At 73.3% G+C, this 24,763-nt stretch carries 23 protein-coding genes; 15 read left to right on the plus strand and 8 right to left on the minus strand.

The window, feature by feature from the left end; genetic code table 11:
• Positions 1–7: 7 nt before the first annotated feature.
• The 4 genes from M8316_RS03030 to M8316_RS03045 are packed head-to-tail and all read left to right on the plus strand — an operon-like array spanning position 8 to position 3,806.
• Entirely contained in the window at positions 8–862 is an 855-nt protein-coding gene (locus M8316_RS03030) for an MOSC domain-containing protein (protein ID WP_250051892.1), read from the plus strand.
• 42 nt (positions 863–904) lie between these two features.
• Positions 905–1,207: an MTH1187 family thiamine-binding protein gene (locus M8316_RS03035; protein WP_250051893.1), complete on the plus strand. Its 303-nt coding sequence runs from the start codon at positions 905–907 to the stop codon at positions 1,205–1,207.
• Positions 1,204–1,845: a thioredoxin-like domain-containing protein gene (locus tag M8316_RS03040; protein ID WP_250051895.1), complete on the plus strand. Its 642-nt coding sequence runs from the start codon at positions 1,204–1,206 to the stop codon at positions 1,843–1,845. The genes M8316_RS03035 and M8316_RS03040 overlap by 4 nt, the downstream gene beginning before the upstream one ends.
• Before the next feature lie 23 nt (positions 1,846–1,868).
• A complete protein-coding gene (locus M8316_RS03045; RefSeq protein ID WP_250051897.1) occupies positions 1,869–3,806 on the plus strand; it encodes a M3 family metallopeptidase in 1,938 nt (645 codons plus the stop codon).
• Here M8316_RS03045 and M8316_RS03050 read toward each other — a convergent pair.
• Positions 3,784–4,617, minus strand: coding sequence for a GNAT family N-acetyltransferase (locus M8316_RS03050; RefSeq protein ID WP_250051899.1), 834 nt, complete (start codon positions 4,615–4,617; stop codon positions 3,784–3,786). The two genes, M8316_RS03045 and M8316_RS03050, sit on opposite strands and share 23 nt — an antisense overlap.
• A 98-nt stretch (positions 4,618–4,715) precedes the next feature.
• Between M8316_RS03050 and M8316_RS03055 the strand changes: the two genes are divergently transcribed.
• From M8316_RS03055 to budC, 7 genes are all read left to right on the plus strand, one after another.
• Positions 4,716–5,123 (plus strand): secondary thiamine-phosphate synthase enzyme YjbQ, encoded by a 408-nt coding sequence (locus M8316_RS03055; RefSeq protein WP_250051901.1) that lies wholly within the window; start codon positions 4,716–4,718, stop codon positions 5,121–5,123.
• Positions 5,120–5,707: a GNAT family N-acetyltransferase gene (locus M8316_RS03060; protein WP_250051903.1), complete on the plus strand. Its 588-nt coding sequence runs from the start codon at positions 5,120–5,122 to the stop codon at positions 5,705–5,707. Before M8316_RS03055 ends, M8316_RS03060 begins: the two co-directional genes overlap by 4 nt.
• A 51-nt stretch (positions 5,708–5,758) precedes the next feature.
• Positions 5,759–6,460 (plus strand): hypothetical protein, encoded by a 702-nt coding sequence (locus tag M8316_RS03065; protein ID WP_250051905.1) that lies wholly within the window; start codon positions 5,759–5,761, stop codon positions 6,458–6,460.
• A gap of 49 nt (positions 6,461–6,509) precedes the next feature.
• Positions 6,510–6,881, plus strand: coding sequence for a hypothetical protein (locus tag M8316_RS03070; protein ID WP_250051907.1), 372 nt, complete (start codon positions 6,510–6,512; stop codon positions 6,879–6,881).
• A 33-nt stretch (positions 6,882–6,914) separates the two neighbouring features.
• On the plus strand, positions 6,915–7,388 hold the full coding sequence (locus M8316_RS03075) for an NUDIX domain-containing protein (RefSeq protein WP_250051909.1): 474 nt from the start codon (positions 6,915–6,917) through the stop codon (positions 7,386–7,388).
• Positions 7,389–7,466: 78 nt separating this feature from the next.
• Positions 7,467–9,386 carry a 1-deoxy-D-xylulose-5-phosphate synthase gene (dxs, locus tag M8316_RS03080; protein ID WP_250051911.1) on the plus strand — a complete coding sequence of 640 codons (1,920 nt, stop codon included), beginning with the start codon at positions 7,467–7,469 and terminating at the stop codon, positions 9,384–9,386.
• Positions 9,387–9,477: 91 nt separating this feature from the next.
• Positions 9,478–10,251 carry a meso-2,3-butanediol dehydrogenase gene (budC, locus tag M8316_RS03085; protein ID WP_250051913.1) on the plus strand — a complete coding sequence of 258 codons (774 nt, stop codon included), beginning with the start codon at positions 9,478–9,480 and terminating at the stop codon, positions 10,249–10,251.
• Between the two features lie 117 nt (positions 10,252–10,368).
• Here the strand turns inward: budC and M8316_RS03090 are convergent, their stop codons facing one another.
• Together M8316_RS03090 and M8316_RS03095 are read right to left on the minus strand one after the other, a co-directional pair.
• The gene (locus M8316_RS03090; RefSeq protein ID WP_250051915.1) at positions 10,369–12,429 is read right to left on the minus strand and encodes a 3-hydroxyacyl-CoA dehydrogenase NAD-binding domain-containing protein; all 2,061 of its coding nucleotides are present in this window, start codon (positions 12,427–12,429) and stop codon (positions 10,369–10,371) included.
• An 11-nt stretch (positions 12,430–12,440) separates the two neighbouring features.
• The gene (locus M8316_RS03095) at positions 12,441–13,655 is read right to left on the minus strand and encodes a thiolase family protein (protein WP_250051917.1); all 1,215 of its coding nucleotides are present in this window, start codon (positions 13,653–13,655) and stop codon (positions 12,441–12,443) included.
• Positions 13,656–14,016: 361 nt separating this feature from the next.
• On the opposite strand from M8316_RS03095, the gene M8316_RS03100 reads away from it, so the two are divergent.
• The gene (locus M8316_RS03100) at positions 14,017–15,081 is read left to right on the plus strand and encodes a PAC2 family protein (protein ID WP_250051919.1); all 1,065 of its coding nucleotides are present in this window, start codon (positions 14,017–14,019) and stop codon (positions 15,079–15,081) included.
• An 83-nt stretch (positions 15,082–15,164) separates the two neighbouring features.
• Positions 15,165–16,022 (plus strand): acyl-CoA thioesterase, encoded by an 858-nt coding sequence (locus tag M8316_RS03105; RefSeq protein WP_250051921.1) that lies wholly within the window; start codon positions 15,165–15,167, stop codon positions 16,020–16,022.
• 49 nt (positions 16,023–16,071) lie between these two features.
• Here M8316_RS03105 and M8316_RS03110 read toward each other — a convergent pair whose 3' ends face one another.
• Entirely contained in the window at positions 16,072–16,950 is an 879-nt protein-coding gene (locus M8316_RS03110; protein ID WP_250051923.1) for a MaoC family dehydratase, read from the minus strand.
• Between the two features lies 1 nt (position 16,951).
• Positions 16,952–18,286, minus strand: a complete 1,335-nt coding sequence (locus M8316_RS03115) for a 3-oxoacyl-ACP reductase (RefSeq protein WP_250051925.1) — start codon at positions 18,284–18,286, stop codon at positions 16,952–16,954.
• A gap of 223 nt (positions 18,287–18,509) precedes the next feature.
• Between M8316_RS03115 and M8316_RS03120 the strand changes: the two genes are divergently transcribed.
• A complete protein-coding gene (locus M8316_RS03120) occupies positions 18,510–19,793 on the plus strand; it encodes an acetyl-CoA C-acetyltransferase (protein ID WP_250051927.1) in 1,284 nt (427 codons plus the stop codon).
• 82 nt (positions 19,794–19,875) lie between these two features.
• Here M8316_RS03120 and M8316_RS03125 read toward each other — a convergent pair whose 3' ends face one another.
• The 3 genes from M8316_RS03125 to M8316_RS03135 all read right to left on the minus strand — a co-directional run bounded on the left by M8316_RS03125 (position 19,876) and on the right by M8316_RS03135 (position 23,160).
• Positions 19,876–21,270: an HNH endonuclease signature motif containing protein gene (locus tag M8316_RS03125; RefSeq protein ID WP_250051929.1), complete on the minus strand. Its 1,395-nt coding sequence runs from the start codon at positions 21,268–21,270 to the stop codon at positions 19,876–19,878.
• A 117-nt stretch (positions 21,271–21,387) separates the two neighbouring features.
• On the minus strand, positions 21,388–21,564 hold the full coding sequence (locus M8316_RS03130) for a hypothetical protein (protein ID WP_250051931.1): 177 nt from the start codon (positions 21,562–21,564) through the stop codon (positions 21,388–21,390).
• 69 nt (positions 21,565–21,633) lie between these two features.
• Positions 21,634–23,160: an ATP-dependent DNA ligase gene (locus M8316_RS03135; protein WP_250051933.1), complete on the minus strand. Its 1,527-nt coding sequence runs from the start codon at positions 23,158–23,160 to the stop codon at positions 21,634–21,636.
• Positions 23,161–23,412: 252 nt separating this feature from the next.
• Between M8316_RS03135 and M8316_RS03140 the strand changes: the two genes are divergently transcribed.
• Positions 23,413–24,609, plus strand: coding sequence for a multidrug effflux MFS transporter (locus tag M8316_RS03140; protein WP_250051935.1), 1,197 nt, complete (start codon positions 23,413–23,415; stop codon positions 24,607–24,609).
• The last annotated feature ends 154 nt before the right edge of the window (positions 24,610–24,763 follow it).

The raw sequence follows: 24,763 nt of genomic DNA on the forward strand, positions 1-24,763 counted from the left end.
GCGGGTCGTGCGCCTGGCCGAGATCCGTCGATACCCCGTGAAGTCCCTGCGGGGGCACCGCGTCCACGAGGCCCGGGTCGAGCCCTGGGGCCTGGCCGGCGACCGCCGCTGGATGGTCGTCGACGCCGGCGAGGGCACCGCGGTCACGGCCCGCGAGGTCAACCGGATGCTGCTCGTCGGTGCCGTGCCGACGCCCACCGGCATCCGGCTCTCGGGTGCCGACCAGGAGCCGCTCGAGGTCGCCGAGCCGGACCCGGCCCGCCAGCTGCGGGTGCAGGTCTGGTCCTCGCACCTCTCGGCCGCGGCGGCCGGCTCCGAGGCCGACGCGTGGCTCTCGCAGGCCCTGGGGCGGCCGGTCCGCCTCGTCCACCTCGACGACCCGACGCGGCGCACCACCGACCCCCGCTTCAGCCGCGAGGACGACCGCGTCTCCTTCGCCGACGGCTACCCGCTGCTCCTCGCCTCCGCCTCCTCGCTGGCCGCGGTGAACGCCGCCCACCGGGAGCGCGCCGGCGAGGACGCCCCCCGGCTGACCATGACCCGGTTCCGCCCCAACGTGGTGGTCGAGGGCGCCGAGGCCTGGGTCGAGGACGACTGGCGGGTGCTGCGCATCGGTGGCGCCGTGCTGCGCGCCGTGAAGGGCTGCGCCCGCTGCGTGATGACGACCGTCGACCCCGAGACCGGTGAGCGGGGCAAGGAGCCGACCGCGACCCTCGCCCGCATCCGCCGGTTCGACGGCGCCACCTGGTTCGGCGTGAACCTCGTGCCCGACACCCCGGACGTGACCATCCGGGTGGGGGACGAGGTGGAGGTCCTCGACGCGGTCGAGCCCGGTGCCGGGCCGGTGCGCCCCACGCGCTGAGACCTGCCTCACCAGCTCCGCGTCCGGCGTAGATTGGTGGGCATGCTCGTCGCCTTCTCCATCGCCCCCACCGTCGGTGCCGAGGACGGCTCGGTCTCCGAGGCCGTCGCCGCCGCCGTGAAGGTCGTCCGTGACTCCGGCCTCCCGAACGAGACCACCTCGATGTTCACCACCATCGAGGGCGAGTGGGACGAGGTGATGGCCGTCGTCAAGCAGGCCGTCGACGTGGTCTCCGCGGTCTCCCCGCGCACCTCGCTGGTGCTCAAGGCCGACATCCGCCCCGGGTGGGACGGGCAGCTCACCGCCAAGGTCGAGCGCGTCGAGCAGATCCTGGCGCAGGAGTGAGCCAGACCGTCGAGACCGCGGAGCCGGGTGCCGAGGAGCAGCCGGAACCGGTCCGCCGCGGCAGCGCGCGTCGCCGCGTGGCGGTGCTGGCCGGCGTGGTGGTCGCCGGCGCAGCCGTCGTGGCCGCGGCCGCCGTGCCGGGCAGCGACGCGGGCATCGAGGCCACCGGGCTCTCGGCCGTCCGGGCCTACGAGAACCTCGACCGCACCCACATCCAGGGCGACGTCACCTACCCGCACTCGCCGCCGGTGGGCGGCCTCCACGACCCGAAGTGGCTCGAGTGCGGCGTCTACAGCGCCCAGGTGCGCGAGGAGAACGTCGTGCACGACCTCGAGCACGGCACCGTGCTCATCACCTACGAGCCCGGCCTGGACGACGACGGCATCGCCACGCTGGCCGCGCTGCTCCCCGACAACGGCATCCTGTCGCCCTGGCCGGAGCAGGGCGCCCCGGTCAAGGTGACCGTGTGGGGGCGCCAGCTCGACCTCACCGGCCCCGAGGACCCGCGGCTGCCGCTGTTCATCGAGGCGTTCGGCCACGGCGAGACCGCACCCGAGCCGTTCGCCTCGTGCGCGGGCGGTCTGGACGACCCCGACGGCACCGGCGACAGGTACGGCGACGGGTCGGTCCAGGCCTGAGGGGCCCGCACTAGGGTGGCGGCGTGACCCTGACGCCGCTGGCCCTGCCCACCACCGCCGACCCCACCGCCTGGCTGGCCTTCCTCGACGCCCGCGGACGCCGCAGCCTGGACGAGGCGGAGCGGCTGACCAGCGCCCTCCGTGCGCTCAGCGACGGTGACACCGCCGCGCTGGAGGCCTGGAACGAGCTCGGCATCGTGCTGGCCAACGCCTCGGCCGTCGGCTCGCTGGTCTCCCAGGTGCACCCGGACGCCGGCGTGCGCGAGGACGCCGAGAAGATCGAGACCGAGGTGCACGCCTTCCGCACCCGGCTGATGCTGGACACCGAGGTCTACGCCCGGCTGGCCTCGCTCGAGGGGGCCGACCTCGACGCCGCGCTGCCGACCGGGGCGGGCCGCGTCCTGGCCGACGCGCTGCGGGGCTTCCGCCGCTCCGGCGTCGACCGCGACGACGCGACGCGGGAGACCCTGCGGGCCCTCTCCGAGCGCGAGAACGACCTGAGCCAGGCCTTCAGCCGCAACATCCGCGACGGGGCGACATCGACGCGCGTCCCCGCCACCGCGCTGGCCGGTCTCCCGGCCGACTACGTGGAGGCCCACCCGGCCGCCGAGGACGGCACCGTCGAGATCACCACCGGCTACCCCGACACCCACCCGTTCATGGCGTTCTCCACCGACCGCGACGCCCGCCGCGCGGTGATGACCACCTTCCTCAACCTCGCCTGGCCGGCCAACGACCAGGTGCTGGCCGACCTGCTCGCGGTCCGCGAGGAGATGGCCCGCACGCTCGGCTACTCCGGCTGGCCGGACTTCGACGCCGAGGTGAAGATGATCGGCTCCGGCGACGCGATCGCGTCGTTCGTGGAGAAGGTCGCCACCGACGCGGTGGACTCCGCCGAGCGGGACGCGGCGCTGCTGACCGAGCGCGCCCGGATCGACCACCCCGACCTCGAGCGGCTCGACGTGGCCGACGCCCGGCACTACAGCGAGACCGTGCGCCGCGAGCGCTTCCAGGTCGACGCGCAGCAGACCCGCACCTACTTCGACTTCACGCGGGTGCGCCAGGGCCTGCTCGACGTCACCGGCCGCCTCTTCGGGATCACCTACACCCCCGTGCCCGACGCCGTCTCCTGGCACGACGAGGTGACCGTCTACGACGTCAGCCTCGACGAGACGGGGGAGACGCTGGGCCGCATCCACCTCGACCTGCACCCGCGCGCCGGCAAGTACAACCACGCCGCCCAGTTCGACCTGGTGCCCGGCGTCCTCGACCGGCAGCTGCCCGAGGGCGTCCTGGTCTGCAACTTCGGCCGCGGCCTCATGGAGCACTCCGAGGTCGTGACGCTGTTCCACGAGTTCGGCCACCTGCTGCACCACACCCTGGCCGGCCGGCACCCGTGGGTGCGGTTCTCCGGGGTCGCCACCGAGTGGGACTTCGTCGAGGCACCCTCGCAGATGCTGGAGGAGTGGGCCTGGGACCACGGCGTCCTGGCGACCTTCGCCACCGACGCGGACGGCGAGGCCATCCCGGCCGAGCTGGTGGAGCGGATGCGCGAGGCCGAGGAGTTCGGCAAGGGCATCTACGCCCGCACCCAGATGTACTACGCCGCCATCTCCTACTACCTGCACGAGCAGCGCCCCGACGACCTCACGGCCCGGGTCGCCGAGCTCTCGGAGCAGTACGCCGTCTCGCGGCGCCTGCCCGACACCCACTTCCACTGCGGCTTCGGCCACCTCGGCGGCTACACCTCGGGCTACTACACCTACATGTGGAGCCTGGTGATCGCGAAGGACCTGTTCTCGGCGTTCGACCCCGCCGACCTGTTCGCCCCCGACGTGGCGCGCCGCTACCGCGACACCGTGCTGGCCGCGGGCGGCAGCGACGACGCGGCCGTGCTCGTGGAGCGCTTCCTGGGTAGGCCCTACGACAACGCCGCGTTCACCGCGTGGCTGGAGTCCTGAGCAGGTCGGTCGTGGTCGCCGGCCGAACGTGCTTCTCCGCCTGGAGCTGACGTCCGGCCGGAGCGAGGCCGAGCTTCTTGTACAGCCGGGTGATCGGGTCGTGCGGGTCGCACACCGTGACCAGCTGCTCGGCGCCGTGGGCGTCGTGGGCGTGGTCGGCGGCCGCCAGGACCAGTCCGGCGGCCAGGCCGCGCCCGCGCGCCTCCGGGTGGACGGCGGCCCGCCGGATGCGTGCGGTGGCCTCGCCGGTCCCGATCACCCCGACCGAGGCGAGCATCCGGCTGCCCTCCCAGGCGCCGAACCACGCCGCGTCCCCGGCCTCGGAGAGTCGACGCTGCACCCCGGCGCGCCTGCTCGCGAACGTCTCGTGGGCCTCGCTGCCGTCCCCGCCGTCGCAGGCCAGGTCGAGCGCCACCTTCTGGGCCCAGTCCTCGTCGGAGACGACGCGCGTGATGCGTGGTGCGTGCGGGCCCGGTGCCACGGGGGTGAGTCGCTGTGCGGTCAGGACCAGGTCCGCGGTCACCGCGAAGCGGGCCTGCGCGAGGGCGGAGAGCACCGACGAGCCGCTCTCGGGGTCGTCGAAGCCGAGCGCCAGGTGGTCACGACCGGGCAGGGAGCGGGCGACGAGGTCCAGCACCCCCGGCAGGTCGCGGCGCAGCGGCACGCGACGCAGGAGCAGGAAGTTCCCCCAGTGGTAGGTGGGCATCTCGGGGGTGCGCACGACGACGTGGGTCGGGTGCATCTCGACCTCGCTGCCGGCCAGCCGGAGCATGGCCAGATCCGTGCGCCAGGCGGGGGACAGGATCTCCATGCCCGCAGAAATTACCCGCTCGGGCACCCTCGCGTGGCTTCGGGCGCACATCCGTGGTGGTGGCGCCGGAGCGACGAGCCGGGTGGCAGGGTGGGCGCATGGACTCCGAGCTGCTGCACGTGCACACGGGACGCACCGAGCGGGTGCTCGACCTGACCCGGGAGGTCGCGCGGTTCGCCTCCGGACGGGGCGACGGCCTCGTCCACGTCTTCGTGCCCCACGCGACGGCGGGCATCGCCATCCTCGAGACCGGGGCGGGCAGCGACGACGACCTCCTCGCCGCGCTCGCCGACCTGCTGCCGGCCGACGACCGGTGGGAGCACGCGCACGGCAGCCGGGGTCACGGACGCTCGCACGTGATGCCGGCGCTGGTGCCGCCGTACGCGACGGTGCCCGTCGTGGACGGACGGCTCCTGCTCGGCACCTGGCAGAGCATCTGCCTGGTCGACCTCAACATCGACAACCCCGACCGTGACGTCCGGCTCTCCTTCCTGGCCTCGGCGTGAGCGCTGACGCCGCGGTCGAGGTGCGCCCGGCCCTGCCTGCGGACCTCCCAGCCGCCGACGCGGTCGAGGCCGCGGCCTTCGGCGACGAGGGGACCGTGATCACCGACCTGCTCGCAGCGCTGCGCGCGGCCGGCCGCATGGTGCACGAGCTGGTGGCGGCGGACGGGGCGGGGCGGGTGCGCGGGCACGTCGGGCTCTCCCGCGGGTGGGTGGACGCGCGGCCCTCGCTGGTGGAGGTGCTCGTGCTCAGCCCGCTGGGGGTCGCGCCCGACGCCCAGAGCCGGGGCCTGGGCGCGGCGCTCGTCCGGGCGGCCCTCGCGCGCGCCGAGGCCGACGGGGTGCCGGCGCTCTTCCTGGAGGGCGACCCCGGGTACTACGGCCGGCTCGGGTTCGAGCGTGCCGACGCCTGCGGCTTCGAGCGCCCCAGCGTGCGGGTGCCGGGCGCGGCGTTCCAGGTGGTCAGGCTGCCGGGCCACGAGCCCTGGCAGCGCGGCCGGCTGGTCTACGCCGACCCCTTCTGGGCCCTGGACGCCGTGGGCCTGCGCGACCCGTTCCTCGCCGAGGTGGAGGAGTGGCTCAGCTGAGCGCGCGCCAACGTGTCGCGCACGACGACGTGAGGGGGCAGCATCCTCGGCATGAGGGAGTCCTTCGTGCGAGTCCAGGCCACCTACCGCGGGCGCCTCGGGGTGGAGGTCGGGATCTTCGTCGCGGTCGACCACCTGCGCCGGGCCGGACGCCTCTCCCCGGAGGAGACAGAGCGGTACCTGGAGATCGACGACTGGTTCGACGCGCACCTGCCGCACCCGGGGTTCTACGCGGACGGCAACACGATCGGGGCCGTGACCTGGTTCCGGGAACCCGTGCCCGCGGAGATGGCCGACCAGGTGTCGGCGCTCCGGGCGATCCTGGACACCCACGGCGTCGCCCACGAGGAGGTGCGCTCGGTCGACCCCGGCACCGAGGTCTACCGGGACGCCTACCAGGTCGGGGTCCTGCCGCACGAGCGCCGCGAGCCGGCACCGGTCCCGCCGGGCACGGTGCTCGCGCCCACCTCACCGGGCTCGAAGCGAGCGGTGGCAGCCTCGACGGTGCGGACCGTCGTCCTGGACGACGTCGACGGGGCCGAGACCTCGGTCGTCGTGGCCGGCCTCCGGCGGCAGGGCTACCGCGTCCTGGGGCGCGGCGAGGCCGGACCGGACGCGGACCGGGCGAACGTCCTCGTCGTCGGTGACGACCCGTCGGCCGACGTGCGGTGGACGGCGGCGCAGGGCACCGCGGCCTTGGGTGACGCGCTCGCGGCGCGGGGTGTCGACGCGCGCCTCGGCCGAGCCGACTGATCGGGACAGGAGTCGAACGTACGTTCGACTTCTGACGTAGGCTGGGCGGATGGTCCGACACGTCGCCCCGCCCGGCTGGCCGTCGCAGGTACGCCCCCCGGACGCCCCTGACTGGGAGCGGACGGCGGTCGGCTGGCTGCTGGACCAGTGCCCGCCCGAGTTCCGTGGGTACCCGGCCGTGCGCGGGCACCCGGTCGTGCTGGCCCGGTTCGCGGCCATGCACGTCGAGGCCTCGATGGAGGCCTGTCGCCGTGGGGCGAGCAGGGCTCGCGCGGACCTGCGCGACGTGGCCCAGCTCGACGTGGTGGACGCGGCGGTGCAGTCCTGGCTGGCCGAGGAGGCGCGCCTCCAGGGCGTGCGGCGGGCCGTGGGGCTGGTGGAGGACGCCATCCGCGGACGCCGGTACGTCGCCCGGCTGTGAGTGGCGCCGGACGGGCCGCGCTAGCGTCACCGCATGCCGACCTTCGCCTCCGTGCTGCTCATCGACCCCCGGGGCTGGCTGCTCCTTCAGGAGCGGGACGAGCACCCGCGCATCGACCCGGAGTGCTGGGGCCTGCCCGGCGGCCACATGGAGCCGGGGGAGACCCCGCTCGAGGCGGCCGTGCGGGAGCTGGAGGAGGAGACCGGCCTCGTGGTCGCGCCGGAACTGCTCGAGGAGGTCGACCAGCACGACGCGGGGCACGGCCTGGTGCACACGCTCGTGGCCGGCCTGGCGCTGGTCGACGAGGACGTCGAGTGCCACGAGGGGCGCCAGATCGTGCTCGTCGACCCCGCGACCGTGCCGGGCCTGCGACTGACCCGCTCGGCCGCCGTCCTGCTGCCCGGGTTCGTCGGCTCGGCGCGCCACGTGGCGCTCACGGAGGACGCCCGGCGACGCGCCGAGGACGCGGGCGCCGTGGGTGGTGGACGCGTGCACACGGCCCCCTAGACTCGGGTGACGACCCCGGGAGGGGTCGGGTACGGCCGCGGCGAGCCGCCGCGGGAACCGAGAGGGACGGAGGCGTCCATGGGAGTCCTGGCGACGGTGAAGGAGCCGCGCGACCTGCGCGACCTGACCGAGGCCCAGCTCGACGACCTGGCGACCGAGATCCGCGACCTGCTGGTCCGCTCCACGTCCAAGGTCGGCGGCCACCTCGGTCCCAACCTTGGCGTCGTCGAGCTGACGATGGGCATCCACCGGGTCTTCGACTCCCCGCGCGACCGCGTCGTCTTCGACACGGGCCACCAGTCCTACGTCCACAAGATCCTCACCGGCCGCGCCGACGACTTCGACGTGCTCCGGCAGGAGGGCGGGCTCTCCGGCTACCCGAGCCAGGCCGAGTCCGAGCACGACATCGTGGAGAACTCCCACGCCTCGACCGCGCTCTCCTACGCCGACGGCCTGGCGAAGGCCTACGCGATCCGCGGGGAGGACCGGCACGTCGTCGCCGTCATCGGTGACGGCGCGCTGACCGGCGGCATGGCCTGGGAGGCGCTGAACAACATCGCGGTCGCCCCCGACAGCCGCCTGGTCATCGTCGTCAACGACAACGGCCGCTCCTACACCCCCACCGTCGGCGGCCTGGCCACCGCGCTGGCCTCGCTGCGCACCGACCCCCGCTACGAGCAGCTGCTCGACGTGGTCAAGCGCCGGCTCAACGGCGTGCCCGGTGTCGGGCCCGCCGCCTACGACGCCCTGCACGCGATGAAGAAGGGCGTGAAGGACGCCTTCGCCCCCCAGGGCCTCTTCGAGGACCTGGGGCTGAAGTACGTCGGCCCGGTCGACGGTCACGACCGCGGGGCCGTCGAGCAGGCGCTGACGCAGGCGAAGAAGTTCCGCGGGCCCGTCATCGTCCACGCGATCACCCGCAAGGGCTTCGGCTACGACGCCGCCGAGCGGCACGAGGCCGACCAGTTCCACTCCCCGCAGCCGTTCGACATCGCCTCCGGCGAGGAGCGCAAGCGCGGTCGGATCTGGACCGACCACTTCTCCGAGGCGATGGTCGCGCTGGGGGAGCGTCGTGAGGACGTCGTGGGCATCACCGCGGCGATGATGCACCCCGTGGGCCTCGACGCCTTCCAGGCGCAGTTCCCCGAGCGTACCTTCGACGTCGGCATCGCCGAGCAGCACGCCGCCACGTCCGCGGCCGGCATGGCCATGGCCGGCCTGCACCCGGTCGTGGCCGTCTACGCCACCTTCCTCAACCGTGCCTTCGACCAGGTCCTGATGGACGTGGCGCTGCACCGCCTGGGCGTCACGTTCGTGCTCGACCGCTCGGGCGTCACCGGGGACGACGGGGCGAGCCACAACGGCATGTGGGACATGTCGGTCCTGCAGTGCGTGCCCGGGCTGCGGCTCGCCGCGCCCCGCGACGCCACGCGCCTGCACGCGCTGCTCGACGAGGCGGTCGCCGTGGACGACGCGCCGACCGTGGTGCGGTTCCCGAAGGGTGCGCCGCCGGCGGACCTCGAGGCCGTCGACCGGGTCGGCGGCGTGGACGTCCTGGTCCGCGACGGCGCGCGCGACGTGCTCGTCGTCGGCGTGGGCTCCATGGCCACGACCGCCATGGGCGTGGCCGAGCGGCTGCGCGCCCAGGGCGTCGGCGTCACCGTGGTCGACCCGCGGTGGGTCAAGCCTGTCGACCCGGCGCTGCTGGACCTGGCCCGCGACCACGCGCTCGTGGTGAGCATCGAGGACAACGGCGTCCAGGGCGGCGTGGGAGCCTCGATCCTCCAGGCGCTGAACGCCGCCGGGATCGACACCCCGGTGCGGCTGCACGGCATCCCGCAGGAGTTCCTCGACCACGCCAAGCGGGACGCGATCCTGGCTCGGGTCGGGCTCACCGCGCAGGAGATCGCCCGCGACACCGTCGAGGCCGTGTCGGCCCTCGACGTGTGCACGCCCGTCCCGCTGGCCGAGGAGACGACGGACGACACCCTGGCCTGAGGTCGTGACAGCGTCCCTGCCCGCCTGACGCGAGACGGCTCACACCCGGTCGTGGGAGTCGACGGGTGACGGAGGGGCGTTGGGTGGAGTCATGACCCACAACAGCTACGACTTCGCAGGCAAGACCGTCCTCGTCACCGGGGGCGGCACCGGCATCGGTCTGGCGACGGTGCGGGCGTTCCTCGACAACGGCGCGAACGTCGTCCTCACCGGGCGTCGCAAGGAGAAGCTCGAGGAGGCCGTCGACGGCGTCGACCCCGCCCGGGTGCTCACCGTCAGCACGGACATCGGCGACCGCGCGCAGATTGACGACCTCGTCCGGCACATCACCTCCACCTTCGGCGGCCTCGACGTCGTCGTCGCGAACGCCTCCGGTTTCGCCCCCGGCCCCATCACCGACGTCTCCGCCGAGGACTGGGAGACGGTGCGCCGCACCAACGTGGACGGCTTCTTCCACCTCGTGCAGGCGACGCTGCCGTTGCTCGAGGCGTCGCAGGGCAACCTCGTGCTCGTCTCGTCGGTCTCCGCGCAGGCCGGAGACTGGGGCCAGAGCGCCTACAACGCCACCAAGCACGCCCAGCTCGGGCTGCTGCGCTCCGTCGCGCTGGACTACGGCCCGAAGGGGGTGCGCCTCAACGCGGTCGCCCCCGCCTTCACCATCACCGACCTCACCGCCGACATGGCGGCCGACAGCGACGTGGTCGACTCCTTCGTCGACCGGGTGACGCTGGGCCGGCCCGGCCAGCCGGAGGACATCGCGCCCGCCGTGTTGTTCCTGGCCTCCGCGGACGCGGCCTACGTCACCGGCACGGTGCTCAACGTCGACGGCGGCACCATGGCCTCGACGGGGCAGCCGCACCTCTGAGCCATCAGCTGACTGCACGCTGACTGCACGGCACGAGGGCCGGCACACCATCGCGGTGTGCCGGCCCTCGCCGTGTCCCTGTGCCCGGCTGCACCTGAACCGAACAGAGCAGCGGGCTCAGTGGAAGCGACCGAGTCGCTCCCGCTCGAGCAGCATGGTCAGCCCGCCGTTCCAGAAGGAGAACCCGGCGCCGGTGATCATGGCGAGGTCGAGGTCCTCGGCCGCGGCCACCACGCCGTCGTCCAGCATGATGCGGGCCTCCTGGGCGAGGCCCTCGAGCACCGTGCGGCGCACGTCGGCGGGCTCCAGGACGACCGGGTCGGCCGGCTTCTCCAGCATCGCGGCGACCTCGGGGTCGAGGGCGCCGTCGGGGCCGAAGTAGGACGGCTTGCGCGCGGCCACCACCCGCTCGAGGGCGGGGGAGACGTAGAAGCGGTCGGGGAAGGCCCCGGCCAGCGTCTCGGTGTTGTGCAGCGCGATCGCCGGGCCGACGAGGGCCATCAGGGTGAACGGCGGCATCGGGGCGACGCCGGAGAACGCGCCGTCGACGACCTCGATCGGGGTGCCGGCGTCCACGACCTTGGACACCTCGCTCATGAACCGGCCCAGGAGCCGGTTGACGATGAAGGACGGGGAGTCCTGCACGAGGATCGTGGTCTTCTTCAGCGCCTTGCCGGTGGCGAAGGCCGTGGCCAGCGTCGCGTCGTCGGTCGCGCCGCCCTGGATGATCTCCAGTAGCGGCATGACGGCGACCGGGTTGAAGAAGTGGAAGCCGACGACCCGCTCGGGGTGCTCCAGGTCGGCGGCCATCTCGGTGATCGACAGCGAGGAGGTGTTGGTCGCCAGCACGCACTCGGCGCTCACGACCTTCTCGACGTCGGCGAAGACGGACTTCTTGACGCCCATCTCCTCGAAGACGGCCTCGATGACGAAGTCGGCGTCCGCGAACGCCTCGGACTTCTCCACGACGCCCGAGACCAGGGCCTTGTGCCGGTTGGCACGGTCCTGGCTGATCCGGCCCTTCGCGAGCAGCTTGTCGAGCTCAGCGTGCACGTAGGCCACGCCCTTGTCCACGCGCTCCTGGTCCAGGTCGGAGAGCACCACCGGGACCTCGAGGCGGCGCACGAACAGCAGCGCCAGCTGGCTGGCCATGAGCCCGGCGCCGACGATGCCGACCTTGGTGACGGGCCGGGCGAGCTTCTTGTCCGGTGCGCCGGCGGGGCGCTTGGCGCGCTTCTGCACCAGGTCGAAGGCGTAGAGGCTGGCCATCAGCTCGGGCGTGGTGGCCATGTCGACCAGGGACTGGTCCTCGGCCGCGAAGCCCTCGTCGCGGGTGGCGGTGCGGGCGCCCTCGATCAGCTCCACGGCGCGCTTCGCCGCGGGGCTGGCGTCGCCGGTGCGGGCGGTGACGATGCCGCGGGCGCGGGCCAGGGCGTCGTCCCAGGCCTGGCCGCGGTCGACCTCGGGGCGCTGCACCTGCTGCTTGCCGGTGAGCACGTCGGCGGCCCACAGCAGGGACTGCTCGAGGTAGTCGGCGCCGGAGAACATCGCGTCCGCCAGGCCGAGCTTGTACGCCTCGAAGCCCTTCAGCGTCTTGCCGTTGTTGAGCGGGTTCTCGAGCATGACCGTGACCGCCTTGTCGGCGCCCACGAGGTTGGGGACGAGGTAGCCGCCGCCCCAGCCGGGGATGAGCCCGAGCATGACCTCGGGCAGGCCGAGGGCCGGCGCGGAGTCCATGACGGTGCGGTAGTCGCAGTGCAGGGCGACCTCGAGGCCGCCGCCCAGCGCGAGGCCGTTGATGAAGCCGAAGGACGTCTTGCCGCCCTCGCCGAGCTTGCGGAAGACGGCGTGGCCCAGCTCCGCGACGACGCGGATGCCCTCGGGGCCGCCGGCGGCGATACTGGAGAGGTCGGCGCCGGCGGCGAGGATGAACGGCTTGCCGGTCACGCCGAGGCTGGTGACCTCGTCGTCGGCCAGGCCTGCGTCGATCGCGTCGTTGAGGCTGAGGAGCCCGCCGAGGCCGAAGGTGTTCGGCTTGGTGTGGTCCTCGCCGTTGTCCAGGGTGATCAGACCCATGACGCCGGCGCCGCCGGGCAGCGTCACCTTGCGCAGGTGGGCGCGGGTGACGCGCTCGTTCTCGGGGGCCAGCGCCCGCGCCTTCTCGAGCAGGGTGGTCATGTCGGTGCCCATCAGGCGTCGCTCCCGTTCTCGCTGCTGCCGGTCCAGTGAGGGTTCTCCCAGACGACCGTGCCGCCCATGCCGATGCCGATGCACATGGTGGTGAGGCCGTAGCGGACGTCGGGACGCTCCTCGAAACGCCGCGCCAGCTGGGTCATGAGACGGACGCCGGAGGAGGCCAGCGGGTGGCCCATGGCGATGGCGCCGCCGTAGGGGTTCACGCGCTCGTCGTCGTCGGCGATGCCGAAGTGCTCGAGGAAGGCGATGACCTGGACGGCGAAGGCCTCGTTGATCTCGAAGGCGTCGATGTCCTCGATCGTCAGGCCGGCCTGCTTGAGCGCCTTCTCGGTGGCGGGGATCGGGCCCGCGCCCATCACCTCGGGCTCCACACCCATGAAGGAGAAGGAGACCAGCCGCATCTTCACTGGGAGGCCCAGCTCGCGGGCGGTGTCCTCGTCGGCGAGCAGGCAGGCGGTGGCGCCGTCGTTGATGCCCGCGGCGTTGCCCGCCGAGACCCGGCCGTGGGGGCGGAACGGCGTCTTGAGCGTGCCGAGGTCCTCCATGGTGGTGCCCGGGCGCATCGGCTCGTCGAAAGTGGCCAGGCCCCAGCCCTGCTCGGCGGAGCGGGTGGCGACCGGCACGAGGTCCGGCTGGATCTGCTCGTTGGCGTAGGCCTTGGCCGTCTTCTCCTGGGAGCGGACCGCGTAGGCGTCGGTGCGCTCCTTGGTGATGGAGGGGTAGCGGTCGTGCAGGTTCTCGGCCGTGCTGCCCATCACGAGGGCCTCGGGGTCCACGATGCGCTCGGAGAGGATGCGAGGGTTGGGGTCGACGCCCTCGCCCATGGGGTGACGACCCATGTGCTCGACGCCGCCGGCGATGGCGATGTCGTAGGAGCCGAAGGCGATGCCGCCCGCGGTGGTGGTCACCGCGGTCATGGCGCCGGCGCACATGCGGTCGATCGAGTAGCCTGGCACGGACTTGGGGAGGCCGGAGAGCAGGGCGGCGGTGCGGCCGATGGTCAGGCCCTGGTCGCCGATCTGGGTCGTGGCGGCGATGGCGACCTCGTCGACCCGCTCGGCGGGCAGGTCGGGGTTGCGCCGGAGGAGCTCGCGGATGCACTTGATGACGAGGTCGTCGGCGCGGGTCTCGGCGTACTGGCCCTTGGCCTTGCCGAAGGGGGTGCGCACGCCGTCGACGAAGACGACCTCTCGCGACTGTCGGGGCACGGGGCCTCCTGTGGTGGGCGGTGCTTGCCCGCCCCACGTTACCCCCGAGTAACTACTCAGCGGTAGCCGGGAGTGTGTGGCGCGTCACGCGCGCTCCTCGCGACCCCCGGGCCTCCTCGGCGGGGGCGCTCCCGCCGCGGAGCACCGAGGCCGTGTCCGCGGCGCGCCGGGCGCCGGTGCGGCCACCGCCGTCAGGGCGTCGACGGAATATCGTGGGCGTGCACAGGTTGGTCCTGCCAGGCGGTCCGCCCACCGCGAAGATGCTGGTCAGGGCGGACGCGACAGAACCACACCGTCCTGAGGGGCGGACGCACGCGTGTCGCCACCGACGAGGTGGACGACCGGGACGGAAGGAGCCCCCGTGGCCGAGGACCGACTGGTCCACATCCTCGACGAGGTGCCCGAGCTGGACGAGCGCCCCGAGGGCTCCGACCTCACGCTGGTGATGCACCTCGACGGTTTCCTCGACGCGGGCAACGCCGCCCGTCGGGCGGTCCAGCACCTCCTGGACGTGGCCGACGACAGCCCCGTCACGGGGCTCGGGGGTGCGGACCTCGCCGGCGCCGGCGCCCCGCGGCCCACGGGCTGGCGACCGGGCAAGGTCGTGGCCACCTTCGACGTCGACGAGCTGCACGACTACCGCGCCCGCCGGCCCCCGGTGACGTTCGCGGTCGACCACTACGAGGCCTACGACGCCCCGCGGCTGGTCGTCCGGCTCCTGCACGACTCCGGCGGCAACCCCTACCTGCTGCTGCACGGCCCTGAGCCCGACGTGCGCTGGGAGGCGTTCGTGCGCGCCGTGCGCCGCGTGGTGGAGCGCTTCGAGGTCACGCGTGTGGTGAGCCTCGGGGCGGTCCCGATGGCGGCGCCGCACACCCGCCCGCTCGCGATGACGCACCACGCCAACGACGCCGCGCTGCTGCTCGGCACCAGCCCGTGGTCCGGTCAGCTGCGCGTGCCGGCCAGCGCCCAGGCCCTGGTGGAGATTCGGCTGGGGGAGTCCGGGCACGCCGCCCTCGGGTTCGTCGCGCACGTCCCGCACTACCTGGCGCAGCTGGACTACCCGCGCGCCGCGACCGCCCTCCTGGAACAGGTCGAGCGGGCCGCGCGGCTCACCATCGACCTCTCCGGCCTCGTCGCGGAGTCCGAGGACCGCGACGCGGAGATCGCGTCCTACCTGGAGGCCAACGACGACGTCGCCGACGTGGTGACCGCACTCGAGCAGCAGTACGACACGTTCGAGCGGGCCGAGACGTCCGGGGAGGGCCTGCTGGCCGAGGACGAGCCGCTGCCCAGCGGCGACGAGCTCGGGCGGCAGTTCGAGCAGTTCCTCGCCGACCTCGACAACGGGGGCACCGACCCGGGCGCCGGTGACGGCGAGGGCGAGGGTCCGCCCGAGTCCGGGTGGGGCAGCCCCCAGGGCTGACCCGCCCCGCCGCGTCCCCCTTCCCTGTCACCGAGCCCAGCCCGCTCGCCGACCCCGCCTGCCCTCCGGAGGAGAACCCGCCCGTGCCCAGCACCACCGACGAGCTGCTCGCTCTGCTCGACCTCGAGACCATCGACGACAACCTGTTCCGCGGCATCCAGCTGCCGTCGATGCTGCCCCGGGTCTACGGGGGTCAGGTGGCCGCGCAGGCGGTGGTCGCCGCCGCGCGAACCGTCGAGCCGGGCTACGCCCTGCACTCGCTGCACTCCTACTTCCTGCAGCCTGGCGACACCGAGGCGCGGATCATCTACGACGTGGAGAAGCTGCGCGACGGGCGCTCCTTCACCACGCGGCGGGTGCTCGCTCGGCAGCACGGTCGGCCGATCTTCGTGATGACGGTGGACCTGGCACGCGACGAGGAGTCCTGGGACCACCAGGACCGGATGCCCGACGGCGTCCCCGATCCCGAGTCCTGCCTGGACCCGCGCACCGTGGTCTCGCCCGGGCAGCGGTTCGACGAGTGGGACGTGGCCGACATCCGCTACGCCGGGAGCTCGGCGGACCTCCTGCCCGAGGACGTCGAGCGCCCCGGTCGGCAGCGGGTGTGGCTCAAGGTGGGCACCGACCTGCCCGACGACCCGCTGATCCAGGCCGCGGCGTTCGTCTACGGCTCCGACATGGCTCTGCTCGGCGCTGCCTACGCGCCGCACGGGCTGCGGTTCGCCGACGGGAAGTCGATGGCCGCGTCGCTCGACCACGCCGTGTGGTTCCACCGCCCGTTCCGCGCGGACGATTGGTGGCTCTACGACCAGCACTCGCCCAGCATGTCCGGGGCGCGGGCGCTCGTGAACGCCCGCGTGTTCACCCAGGACGGCCGGTTGGTGGCCTCTGTCGCGCAGGAGGCGTTGATCCGCAAGCGGGACCCGCGCCGCAACGGCTGATCTGCAGCCCAGCGTCGGCCCGGGCGCTGGGCCTGCCGTGCGTCGGGGTTCAGTCGGGCGTGGGGAACGCGCGACCGAGCAAGTGCCAGGTCGGGTCGGCGCCGGGAGCAGCGGGCCGCGACAGACTGAAGTCGAGACCGCCGTCGCCGCGCGGCCGGCTGCCGAAGGCGACCGAGCCCGGCAGCAGGACCGGCTTGCGGAACGACGCCTCGACGGTGGTGGCGGCCGGCAGCCGGTTCTCGAAGGTGGCCACGCAGCGCGCCATCGTCCACATGCCGTGGGCGATCGCCCGAGGGAAGCCGAAGGCCTTCGCGGTGAGCGGGTGCACGTGGATCGGGTTCCAGTCACCCGCCACGGCGGCGTAGCGGCGTCCGAGGCCGGCGTCGAGTCGCCAGACGGCGCCGGACGGAGGGACCTCGGCCAGGTCGAGGCCGCGTGGCGCCGCCTCGTCCCCGGACCCGCGGTGCAGGTAGCTGGAGGTCTCCTCCCAGACCACGTCGCCACCCTCGTGGCTGACGACCGTCTCGAAGTCGAAGATCCGCCCCCGGGGGTGGGGGCGCGGCTCGCCGACGCGGACCTCGATGTCGACGACCTGGCCCGGCAGGACCGCGGTGTGGGAGCGGATGACGTTGTCCACGTGCACGAGCCCCAGAGCGGGCGCGGGGAAGCCGGGCTCGCTCATGAGGGCCAGCTGCAGGTCGAAGCCCAGCAGGTGCGGGTAGGGCAGCGGGACCGCGTCCTTGCGGGGGAACCCGCACACCGCGGCGTAGCGCGCCGCGTGGTCGGCGTCGACGACGACGCCCGTGCGTCGACGCACCAGCAGCAGGTGGCCGCTGCTGGGCTCCTTGCGGACGCCCGGGAGCAGGGACACCCCCGGGACCGACGGCAGTGCCGCCTTGGCGAGGGTGGCGACGGCGTGGGGTGCCACCTCAGGCGCCCAGCATCATCTGGCCGCAGACGCGGACCACGTTGCCGTTGACCCTCGCCGAGCCCGGGGAGGCGAACCAGGCCACCGTCTCGGCGACGTCCACGGGGAGACCGCCCTGGGCCATGGCGTTGAGCCGCTGGCCCACCTCGCGGGTGGCGAACGGCACGGCCGCCGTCATCTGCGTGATGATGAAGCCGGGCGCCACGGCGTTGATGCGGGTGCCGGCGGGGAGGTCGTCACGCAGAGACTCGACGAGGCCGATGACGCCCGCCTTGGACGTGGCGTAGTTGGTCTGACCGACGTTGCCCGCGATGCCGGCGATGCTCGCGACACCGACGACCGACGCACCGTCGTTGAGGACGCCCTCGTCCAGGAGGGCACGGGTGATGCGCTCGGGCGCGGTCAGGTTCACGGCGATGACCTGCTCCCAGCGGTCCGCCTTCATGTTCGCGAGCTTCTTGTCGCGGGTGATCCCCGCGTTGTGCACCACGACGTCGACGCCTCCGTGCTCGCGATGCAGGTGCTGAGCGATGCGGGCTGGGGCGTCCTTGGCGGTGATGTCGAGGGCCAGCCAGTCGCCGTCCAGCTCGTCGGTGAGGCGCTGGAGGTCGCTGGCGGCCTGCGGCACGTCGAGGCCCACGACCGTGGCGCCGTCGCGGTGCAGGACCCGGGCGATCTGCTCACCGATGCCGCGGCTGGCGCCGGTGACGAGTGCGACCTTGCCCTCCAGGGGGCGTCGCCAGTCGGTCTCGGGGGCCTGGGCCACGGCGCCGTGGGCACCCACGCGGACGACCTGGCCGCTGACGTAGGCGGACTTGGGGGAGAGGAGGAAGGCCAGGGTGCTGGACAGGTCCTGCTCGGCACCGTCGGCGACGTAGACGAGCTGCACCGTGCCACCACGGCCGATCTCCTTGCCCAGGCTGCGAGTGAACCCCTCCAGGGCCCGCTGCGCGACGCGCTCCGCGCCGGAGGTCTGCTCCGGTGGTGTGCCGAGCACCACGACGCGCGGGCAGGTCTCCAGGCTGCGCAGCGCCGGCGCCACCTGGTCGCGCAGCGCGCCGAGCATCGAGGACTCGGTCAGGCCCGAGGCGTCGACCACGACGGCGCGATAGCGCGTCTCGGGCTCCTGCTTCGCCACGTGCGCCACCTCGAGGGCGTCGAGCTGCTTGCGGACGTCGGCGGCCAGCCGGCCCTCCCCGGTGACGAGGACGGTGCCGTCCACCAGCGCGGCACCCTCCTCCCACCGGCGGAGCCGGACCGGGCTGGGCAGCCCGAGGTTCTTCACGAGCAGCTTGCCGAACGGGCTGGCGGTGAACGCCTGGTAGCGGTCGGACATCGTCGGCGGACCTCCTGGAGCGGGGTGGAGTGCGGGGGCGCGGGGCTGTGTCGGACGACGGAGCCCACCGTGCCACGCCGGCCTGCGCGGGTGGGCGTCGGAGGCCGTGAGAGGAGGGTGGGTTCCCGCCGATGTAACCGACGAGTAACCTCCACTGTCCACGATACGTGACCTGGACCTCACCACCCTCCGGTGAGGCAGCCGAGAGCGCAAGGATCTCCCCATGCTGAAGCAGACCCGCCGCGTCGCCGTCCTGGGCGGCAACCGCATCCCGTTCGCCCGGTCCAACGGGCCCTACGCCACCGCGTCCAACCAGGAGATGCTCACCGCGGCCCTGGACGGTCTCGTCGACCGCTTCGACCTCCGCGGTGAGCGCCTCGGCGAGGTCGTCGCGGGTGCCGTGCTCAAGCACAGCCGCGACTTCAACCTGGCCCGCGAGGCGGTGCTGGGTTCCGGGCTCGCTCCGGAGACGCCGGCGACCGACATCCAGCAGGCCTGCGGCACCGGTCTCCAGGCGGCCATCCAGGTCGCCAACAAGATCGCCCTCGGACAGATCGACGTCGGGGTTGCAGGCGGCACGGACAGTGCCTCGGACGCCCCGATCGCCGTGAGCGACCGGCTGCGGCGCAAGCTCCTCGAGCTGAACAACGCCCGTGACGCCAAGGCGCGGCTCGCCGTGCTCGCCTCGCTACGGCCCGGCGACATCGGTCTGGCGGTCCCGCGCAACAGCGAGCCTCGCACGGGTCTGTCCATGGGTGACCACGCTGCCCTGACGGCGGTGGAGTGGAAGATCGCCCGCGAGGCCCAGGACGAGCTGGCCGCGGCGTCGCACCAGCACCTCGGTGCAGCCTACGAAGCAGGCTGGCTGGACGATCAGGTCACGCCGTTCCGTGGGGTCGAGCGGGACACCAACCTGCGCCCCGACTCCTCGGTGGAGAAGCTCGCCACGCTCAAGCCCGTCTTCGGCAAGGGAGAGGCGGCCACCATGACGGCCGGCAACTCCACGCCCCTGACCGACGGAGCCTCGACCGTGCTGCTCGCCTCGGAGGAGTGGGCCGAGGCGCACGGCATTCCGGTGCTCGCCTACCTCACCGAGTACGAGACGGCGGCAGTCGACTACGTCCACGGCGGCGAGGGACTGCTGATGGCTCCTGCCTATGCGATGGCGCGGATGCTCCAGCGTGCCGGGCTCACGCTCCAGGACTTCGACTACTACGAGATCCACGAGGCCTTCGCCTCCCAGGTGCTGGCCACGCTCAAGGCGTGGGAGGACCCGGTGTTCTGCCGCGAGCGTCTCGGCCTCGACGAGGCCATGGGCTCCATCGACCGGAGCAAGCTGAACGTGCACGGCTCCTCGCTGGCCGCCGGTCACCCGTTCGCGGCCACTGGTGGGCGCATCCTGCCCGTGCTGGCGAAGCTGCTGTCCGAGAAGGGCAGTGGACGCGGCCTCATCTCCGTCTGCGCCGCCGGTGGCCAGGGGGTCACCGCCATCCTCGAGCGCGCCTGAGTTCCGCGCGGCGACCCGCGCATGCCGACCAGCCGGCCCCGCAGATCCGGGGCCGGCTGGTCGTGCGTGAGGGATGCGGTCGTCAGCCGCGTGGGACGTCGGGCTCGGGCGGCAGCGCCCCGCGGGCCGGTCGGCGCATCCGGGTCCGGTCTCGACGCCACGCGGGCGTGCCCTCAGCAGCGTCTGCCATGGGCTCGAGGAACTCCGGGCGTCCGTCGTCGGCCCGGATGCGCACCTGCCACGGGGACCCGTGGATCAGCCGGTGGTGCTGACCGCACAGCATCGCGAGGTTCTCCAACGACGTCGCGCCGCCCTCGGCCCATGGCTGCACGTGATGGGCATGGCACATCACTGGTGGTCGGGAGCACCCGGGGAACGTGCAACCGGCGTCCCGGGCGACCAGCGCCCGCCACAGCGCGACCGGGACCACCCGGCTCTGCCTGCCGATGTCGAGGATCTCTGACTCGCCGCCCAGGACCACGGGTAATACCTCGGCGTCACAGGCGAGCCTGCGCAGCGTGGAGGCCGGCAGGGGCGTCCCGTCCTCGGCCACGCAGCTGTGCGCGCCGTCGCCGCTCAGGGCCTGCAGCGGCACCGTGACCGCCAGCCGGGCGCGTGCGCCGTGGCTCTCAGGCGGCAGGTCGGTGTCGAGGGCGTGCTGTCCCAGCCGCACGAGTGCGTCCCACATACGGGCGCCGTGGTCGCGCGGATCGAGGGTGCGCTCACCTCCCGACGGGTCGACGGCACTCACCGGAGAGGTGAGTGGCAGCAGTGCGGCCCGCAGCACTGCCGCGTCCTCGAGCGTGCCGCGCCCACGCAGGCGGACGCCGCCGCAGCCGTCGTCGGTGATCGACAGGAATCGGCGGTGGTGGGCCACCCGGTCGAGTCGCTCGCGACTCGCCTCGTGCCGCGCGGCTGCCCCGTCCGGATCGAGGTCGGCCAGCAGCTGGACGGCAGTCCGGTCCAGGTCCGTGGCGTTGAGCCGGTGGGCGTGGTCGAGGAGCGTCAGCTCCGCGACCTCGCGCAGAGCATCGTCGCCCGGCAGCCGGTCGACCTGCTCGAGCACCACCTGCGCCTGCTCCGGGCTGGCGGCTCCGGTCTCCAGGGCCTCCAACGTGGCCGGACGCTGCTCGTTGAGCGTCGTGGCCGCCTCGACCAGGCGTCTGCCGGCACCGCGCCGCAAGCCGGCGAGGTGCGTGTACCAGTCGGTGGTCGAGCCCCAGCCGAAGGCGGTACGGGCCAGGTCGCGGGCCTCCACCGCGGCCAGCGCCCGGGACTCCAGGGCGGCCAGCCGACTGCGTAGCTGCTGCACGCTCTCGACAAGGTCGTGCAACGCACCGGCGTCGGCCTGGACGGGGTCGACCGCGCCCACGTCGTCCACGAGGTCGTGGGCCGCGTCCGCGAAGGCCGCGACCCGCGCAGCCGTGAGGACACCGTGCCCGAGCGGTCCGGGTGCCTCGAGTGGAGTGATCGCCATGGCAGCCAGTCCACCCCGTCGGGTGGGTCGGCACGAGGGCGAGGCCGGCACCTGGGGACAACCACGGCCCAGCCGGGGCCTGTGGATGGTTGGCGGCCCGGTGGGCCACCGGTCCGGTCAGAGCGTGTCGGCCGCCAGCACGGTCGCCACGAGACCGACCAGGACCGCCACCGCGAGGAGCGTCGCCCCGTTGGCGACGGCCGCGTTCGACCCGCGGGCGATCTGGGCTCGGCCGAGCACGAGGGCCGCCAGCGAGAGCACAGCCAGCAGGGTCAGCAGCATCGTTGCGTCCACCTGCCAAGCCAACCACGACGGCGGTGCGACCCGGCGCCAGGGTCGGGAGGAGGGACATGCTGGACGCGGTCAGGACGACGCGTCACCGCGAAGCAGCCCCCGCACTGTGCCGATCGTGTCGGCTTCGCCGGCGGTCTTGTCGTCGCGGTATCGCACGACGCGCGCGAAGCGGAGTGCGACGCCGCCGGGGTAGCGCGTGGAGCGCTGCACGCCATCGAGCGCGACCTCCACGACCTGCTCCGGTCGCACGGTCACCACCCACCCGTCGTCGCTCGTCTCGAGCGAGTGGAACCTCTCGGTCTGCCAGGCCAGCATCTCGTCCGTCATCCCCTTGAAGGTCTTGCCGACCATCACCAGGTCGTCGGAGGCGTCACCTGCGCGGGCGGCCAGGTGGATGTTGGAGAGCCACCCGCGGCGCCGCCCGGAGCCGTGCTCGACAGCAACGACGACGAGGTCGAGGGTGTGCACGGGCTTCACCTTGACCCACGACGCGCCACGACGTCCTGCCTCGTAGGTGGACTCCAACGACTTGATCACGACGCCCTCGTGCCCGGCCGCCACGGCCTCCAGCGCGAACGCTTCGGCGGCCTGCGGGTCGGAGGTGACCAGGCGCGCGACACGGTGGTCAGCCGGGACCAAGGCAGTCAGCACCTCCAGTCGGTCGCGGAGAGGCCTCTCGTGCAGGTCCTCGCCGTCCACGTGCAGCACGTCGAAGAACCACGGCGTGACGGCGAGGTCGGGGGAGTCCTGGCGGGCGGTCCGCGAGGACGTCTCCTGGAACGGTCGCGGGCGCCCGTCGGGCCCCAGGAGCAGGGCCTCGCCGTCCAGCACGACGCGCGCCACCGGCAGGGCGCGGACGACGGCCACCACCTCCGGCAGCCGCGCGGTGATGTCGTCCAGGGTCCGCGTGACGACCCGTACGTCGTCGCCGCTGCGGTGCACCTGCACCCGGATGCCGTCCAGCTTCACGTCGACGGCAACCTCGCCGTCGGTCCGCGCCACCGCGGCCGACACGTCGGGGGCCGAGGAGGCCAGCATCGGCAGCACCGGGCGCATCACCTCCAGGCCCACGGCTGCGAGCCCCTCCTCACCGTCTCGCAGTGCCACCACGACGGCGGTGACGGGCGACCCGGACATCATGGCTGCGCGGCGCACCGCCGCGACGGGTACCTGGGCGGCGACAGCGGCACCCTCCACCAGCACGGCGTCGAGGGCGCCCTGGCGCACCTGGCCGGTCATGACGGCGCGCAGCCAGTCCTGCTCCGCCCGGGAGGCCCGAGAGAACAGGTCCTCGAGCAGGTCGGCTCGCCGCGCCACGGCGCCCGTCCCGGACACGGCTGCGAGGGCCTCGAGGGCAGCCTCCACCTCCGCGACCTCCAGCGTCGCCTCGTCGGCGGCCGCGGGGAGCTCCTGGAGGGAGCGCCAGCCGACGCCGGTGCGCCGCTGCCGCAGGGAACCGCCGAGCCACGACGCCACCACCTCCACCTCGGACGACGGCGTGCGACCGAGCAGGTCGGCCACCGCGTCCCGCTTGGCCAGCCGGGACCGGGTGGCCGCGACCTGCGCGGACGTGGCGACGACCTCGTGGAGCAGCACGCCCCCGATTCAACAGCCCACCGCCGACGTCCGCCTCGCCCCGAGGTGCCCGAGCGGGAGGAGTGGCCCGCACGAAACGGGCAGAGAGGGCCACATGGTGGACGAGGTCAACGGCGCGTTGTGACTGGACCCGTCGCCGATGTGCCCCTGATCGGCCGGGAGACGTGCGCGGCGACGGCGACACACTGGCGCAATGCCGGGGCAACCGCGTTGACGCGGTCGGGCAACAGGCGTCGCAGAGCGTGCTCCACGATGAACAAGCGCATCCTGGTCCTCGTCGCGGTCGTGACCTCCTTCGGCCCCTTCTCGATGGATCTCTACCTTCCCGCCCTCCCGGAGCTTCGCGACGAGATGGGCGCCGGCGCCGCGGCCGTGCAGCTGACCGTCACGGCCTGCATCCTCGGCCTCGGCCTCGGGCAGCTCCTCGCGGGGCTGATCCCGGAGTCCCGCGGCCGCAAGCCGGTCCTCCTCGTGGGGATGTCCTGCTGGGTCGTCGCCACGCTGGCCTGCGCCGCCGCGCCCACCATCGCGGTGCTGACCGCGGCCCGCGTCGCGCAGGGGATCTCGGCAGGCGTGGCGATCGCCATGGCGCGCGTCGTGATCTCGGACCTCGACCCGGTCAACCTGACCCGGCACCTCTCCCGGATGATGCTCGTGCTGGCCGCGGTCCCCGTCCTCGCGCCCACCATCGGCGGGTTCGCCCTCATGGCGGGCGGGTGGCGCTTCCTGTTCGTCCTGCTCGCCGCGGTGGGCGTCGTCTTCACGCTGGTCGCGTGGCGCCAGATGCCGGAGAGCCTGCACCTGGACGAGCGTGTGCGCCGGCACAGCGTCCTGGCCCGCTACGGGGAGCTGCTGCGCAACCGCCGCTTCCAGGTCCCGGTGCTCGGCAGCGCCCTGGGCATGGGCATCATGTTCGCCTACATCGGGGAGTCCTCCTTCGTCTTCCGCGACGGCTACGGGTTCGGGGACATCCAGTACGGCCTCCTCTTCGGCTGCAACGCCGTCGCGCTGATCGCCGGCTTCCAGCTCAGCCCGTGGCTCCAGACGCGGCTGGGCGACCGACGCCTGGTCGCCACGGCGGGCGTCGTCGGAGCCTGCTCCGCCTTGACCATGCCGGTGTCGTCGACGCTCGCCCCCGGCCAGGCGGCGCCCGTGGTCGTGGCGCTCATGCTGGTGCTGGGCTCGGCCGGGCTGATCGTGCCGGTCACCTCTGCGCGGGCACTGCTCGCCATGCCCGAGCACCGCACGATCGCGTCGGGCCTCATGGGGGCCTGCCAGTTCTTCCTCGGCGCCCTCGTCGGGGCACTGCCGGCCATGCTGGACGTCGGCGGCCCTGCCGCCCCGTTGGGCCTCACTGCCGCCGCGGCACTGGCCGTCATCACCGTGACGGCTGCCCGCCCCGTCCCCGTGGTGGAGCCCGCAGCGATGGAGGTCCCCGACGCCGCCTGAGGGGCGCCTCTGTTCCGGCGGAATTCCGTGTGGCCCCCCGGGTGAGGCCGCCGTGATGTGCCCCTGACCTGCGACGTCATCTGCGTGTGACACCAGGGCGGTGGCGCAGTCAACCCGGAGCATCCGCGTGATGCGGGGAGAACGTGCCGGGTGT

The sequence above is a fragment of the Nocardioides bruguierae genome, assembly GCF_023554635.1.
GTDB classification, from domain to species: Bacteria; Actinomycetota; Actinomycetes; order Propionibacteriales; family Nocardioidaceae; genus Nocardioides; species Nocardioides bruguierae.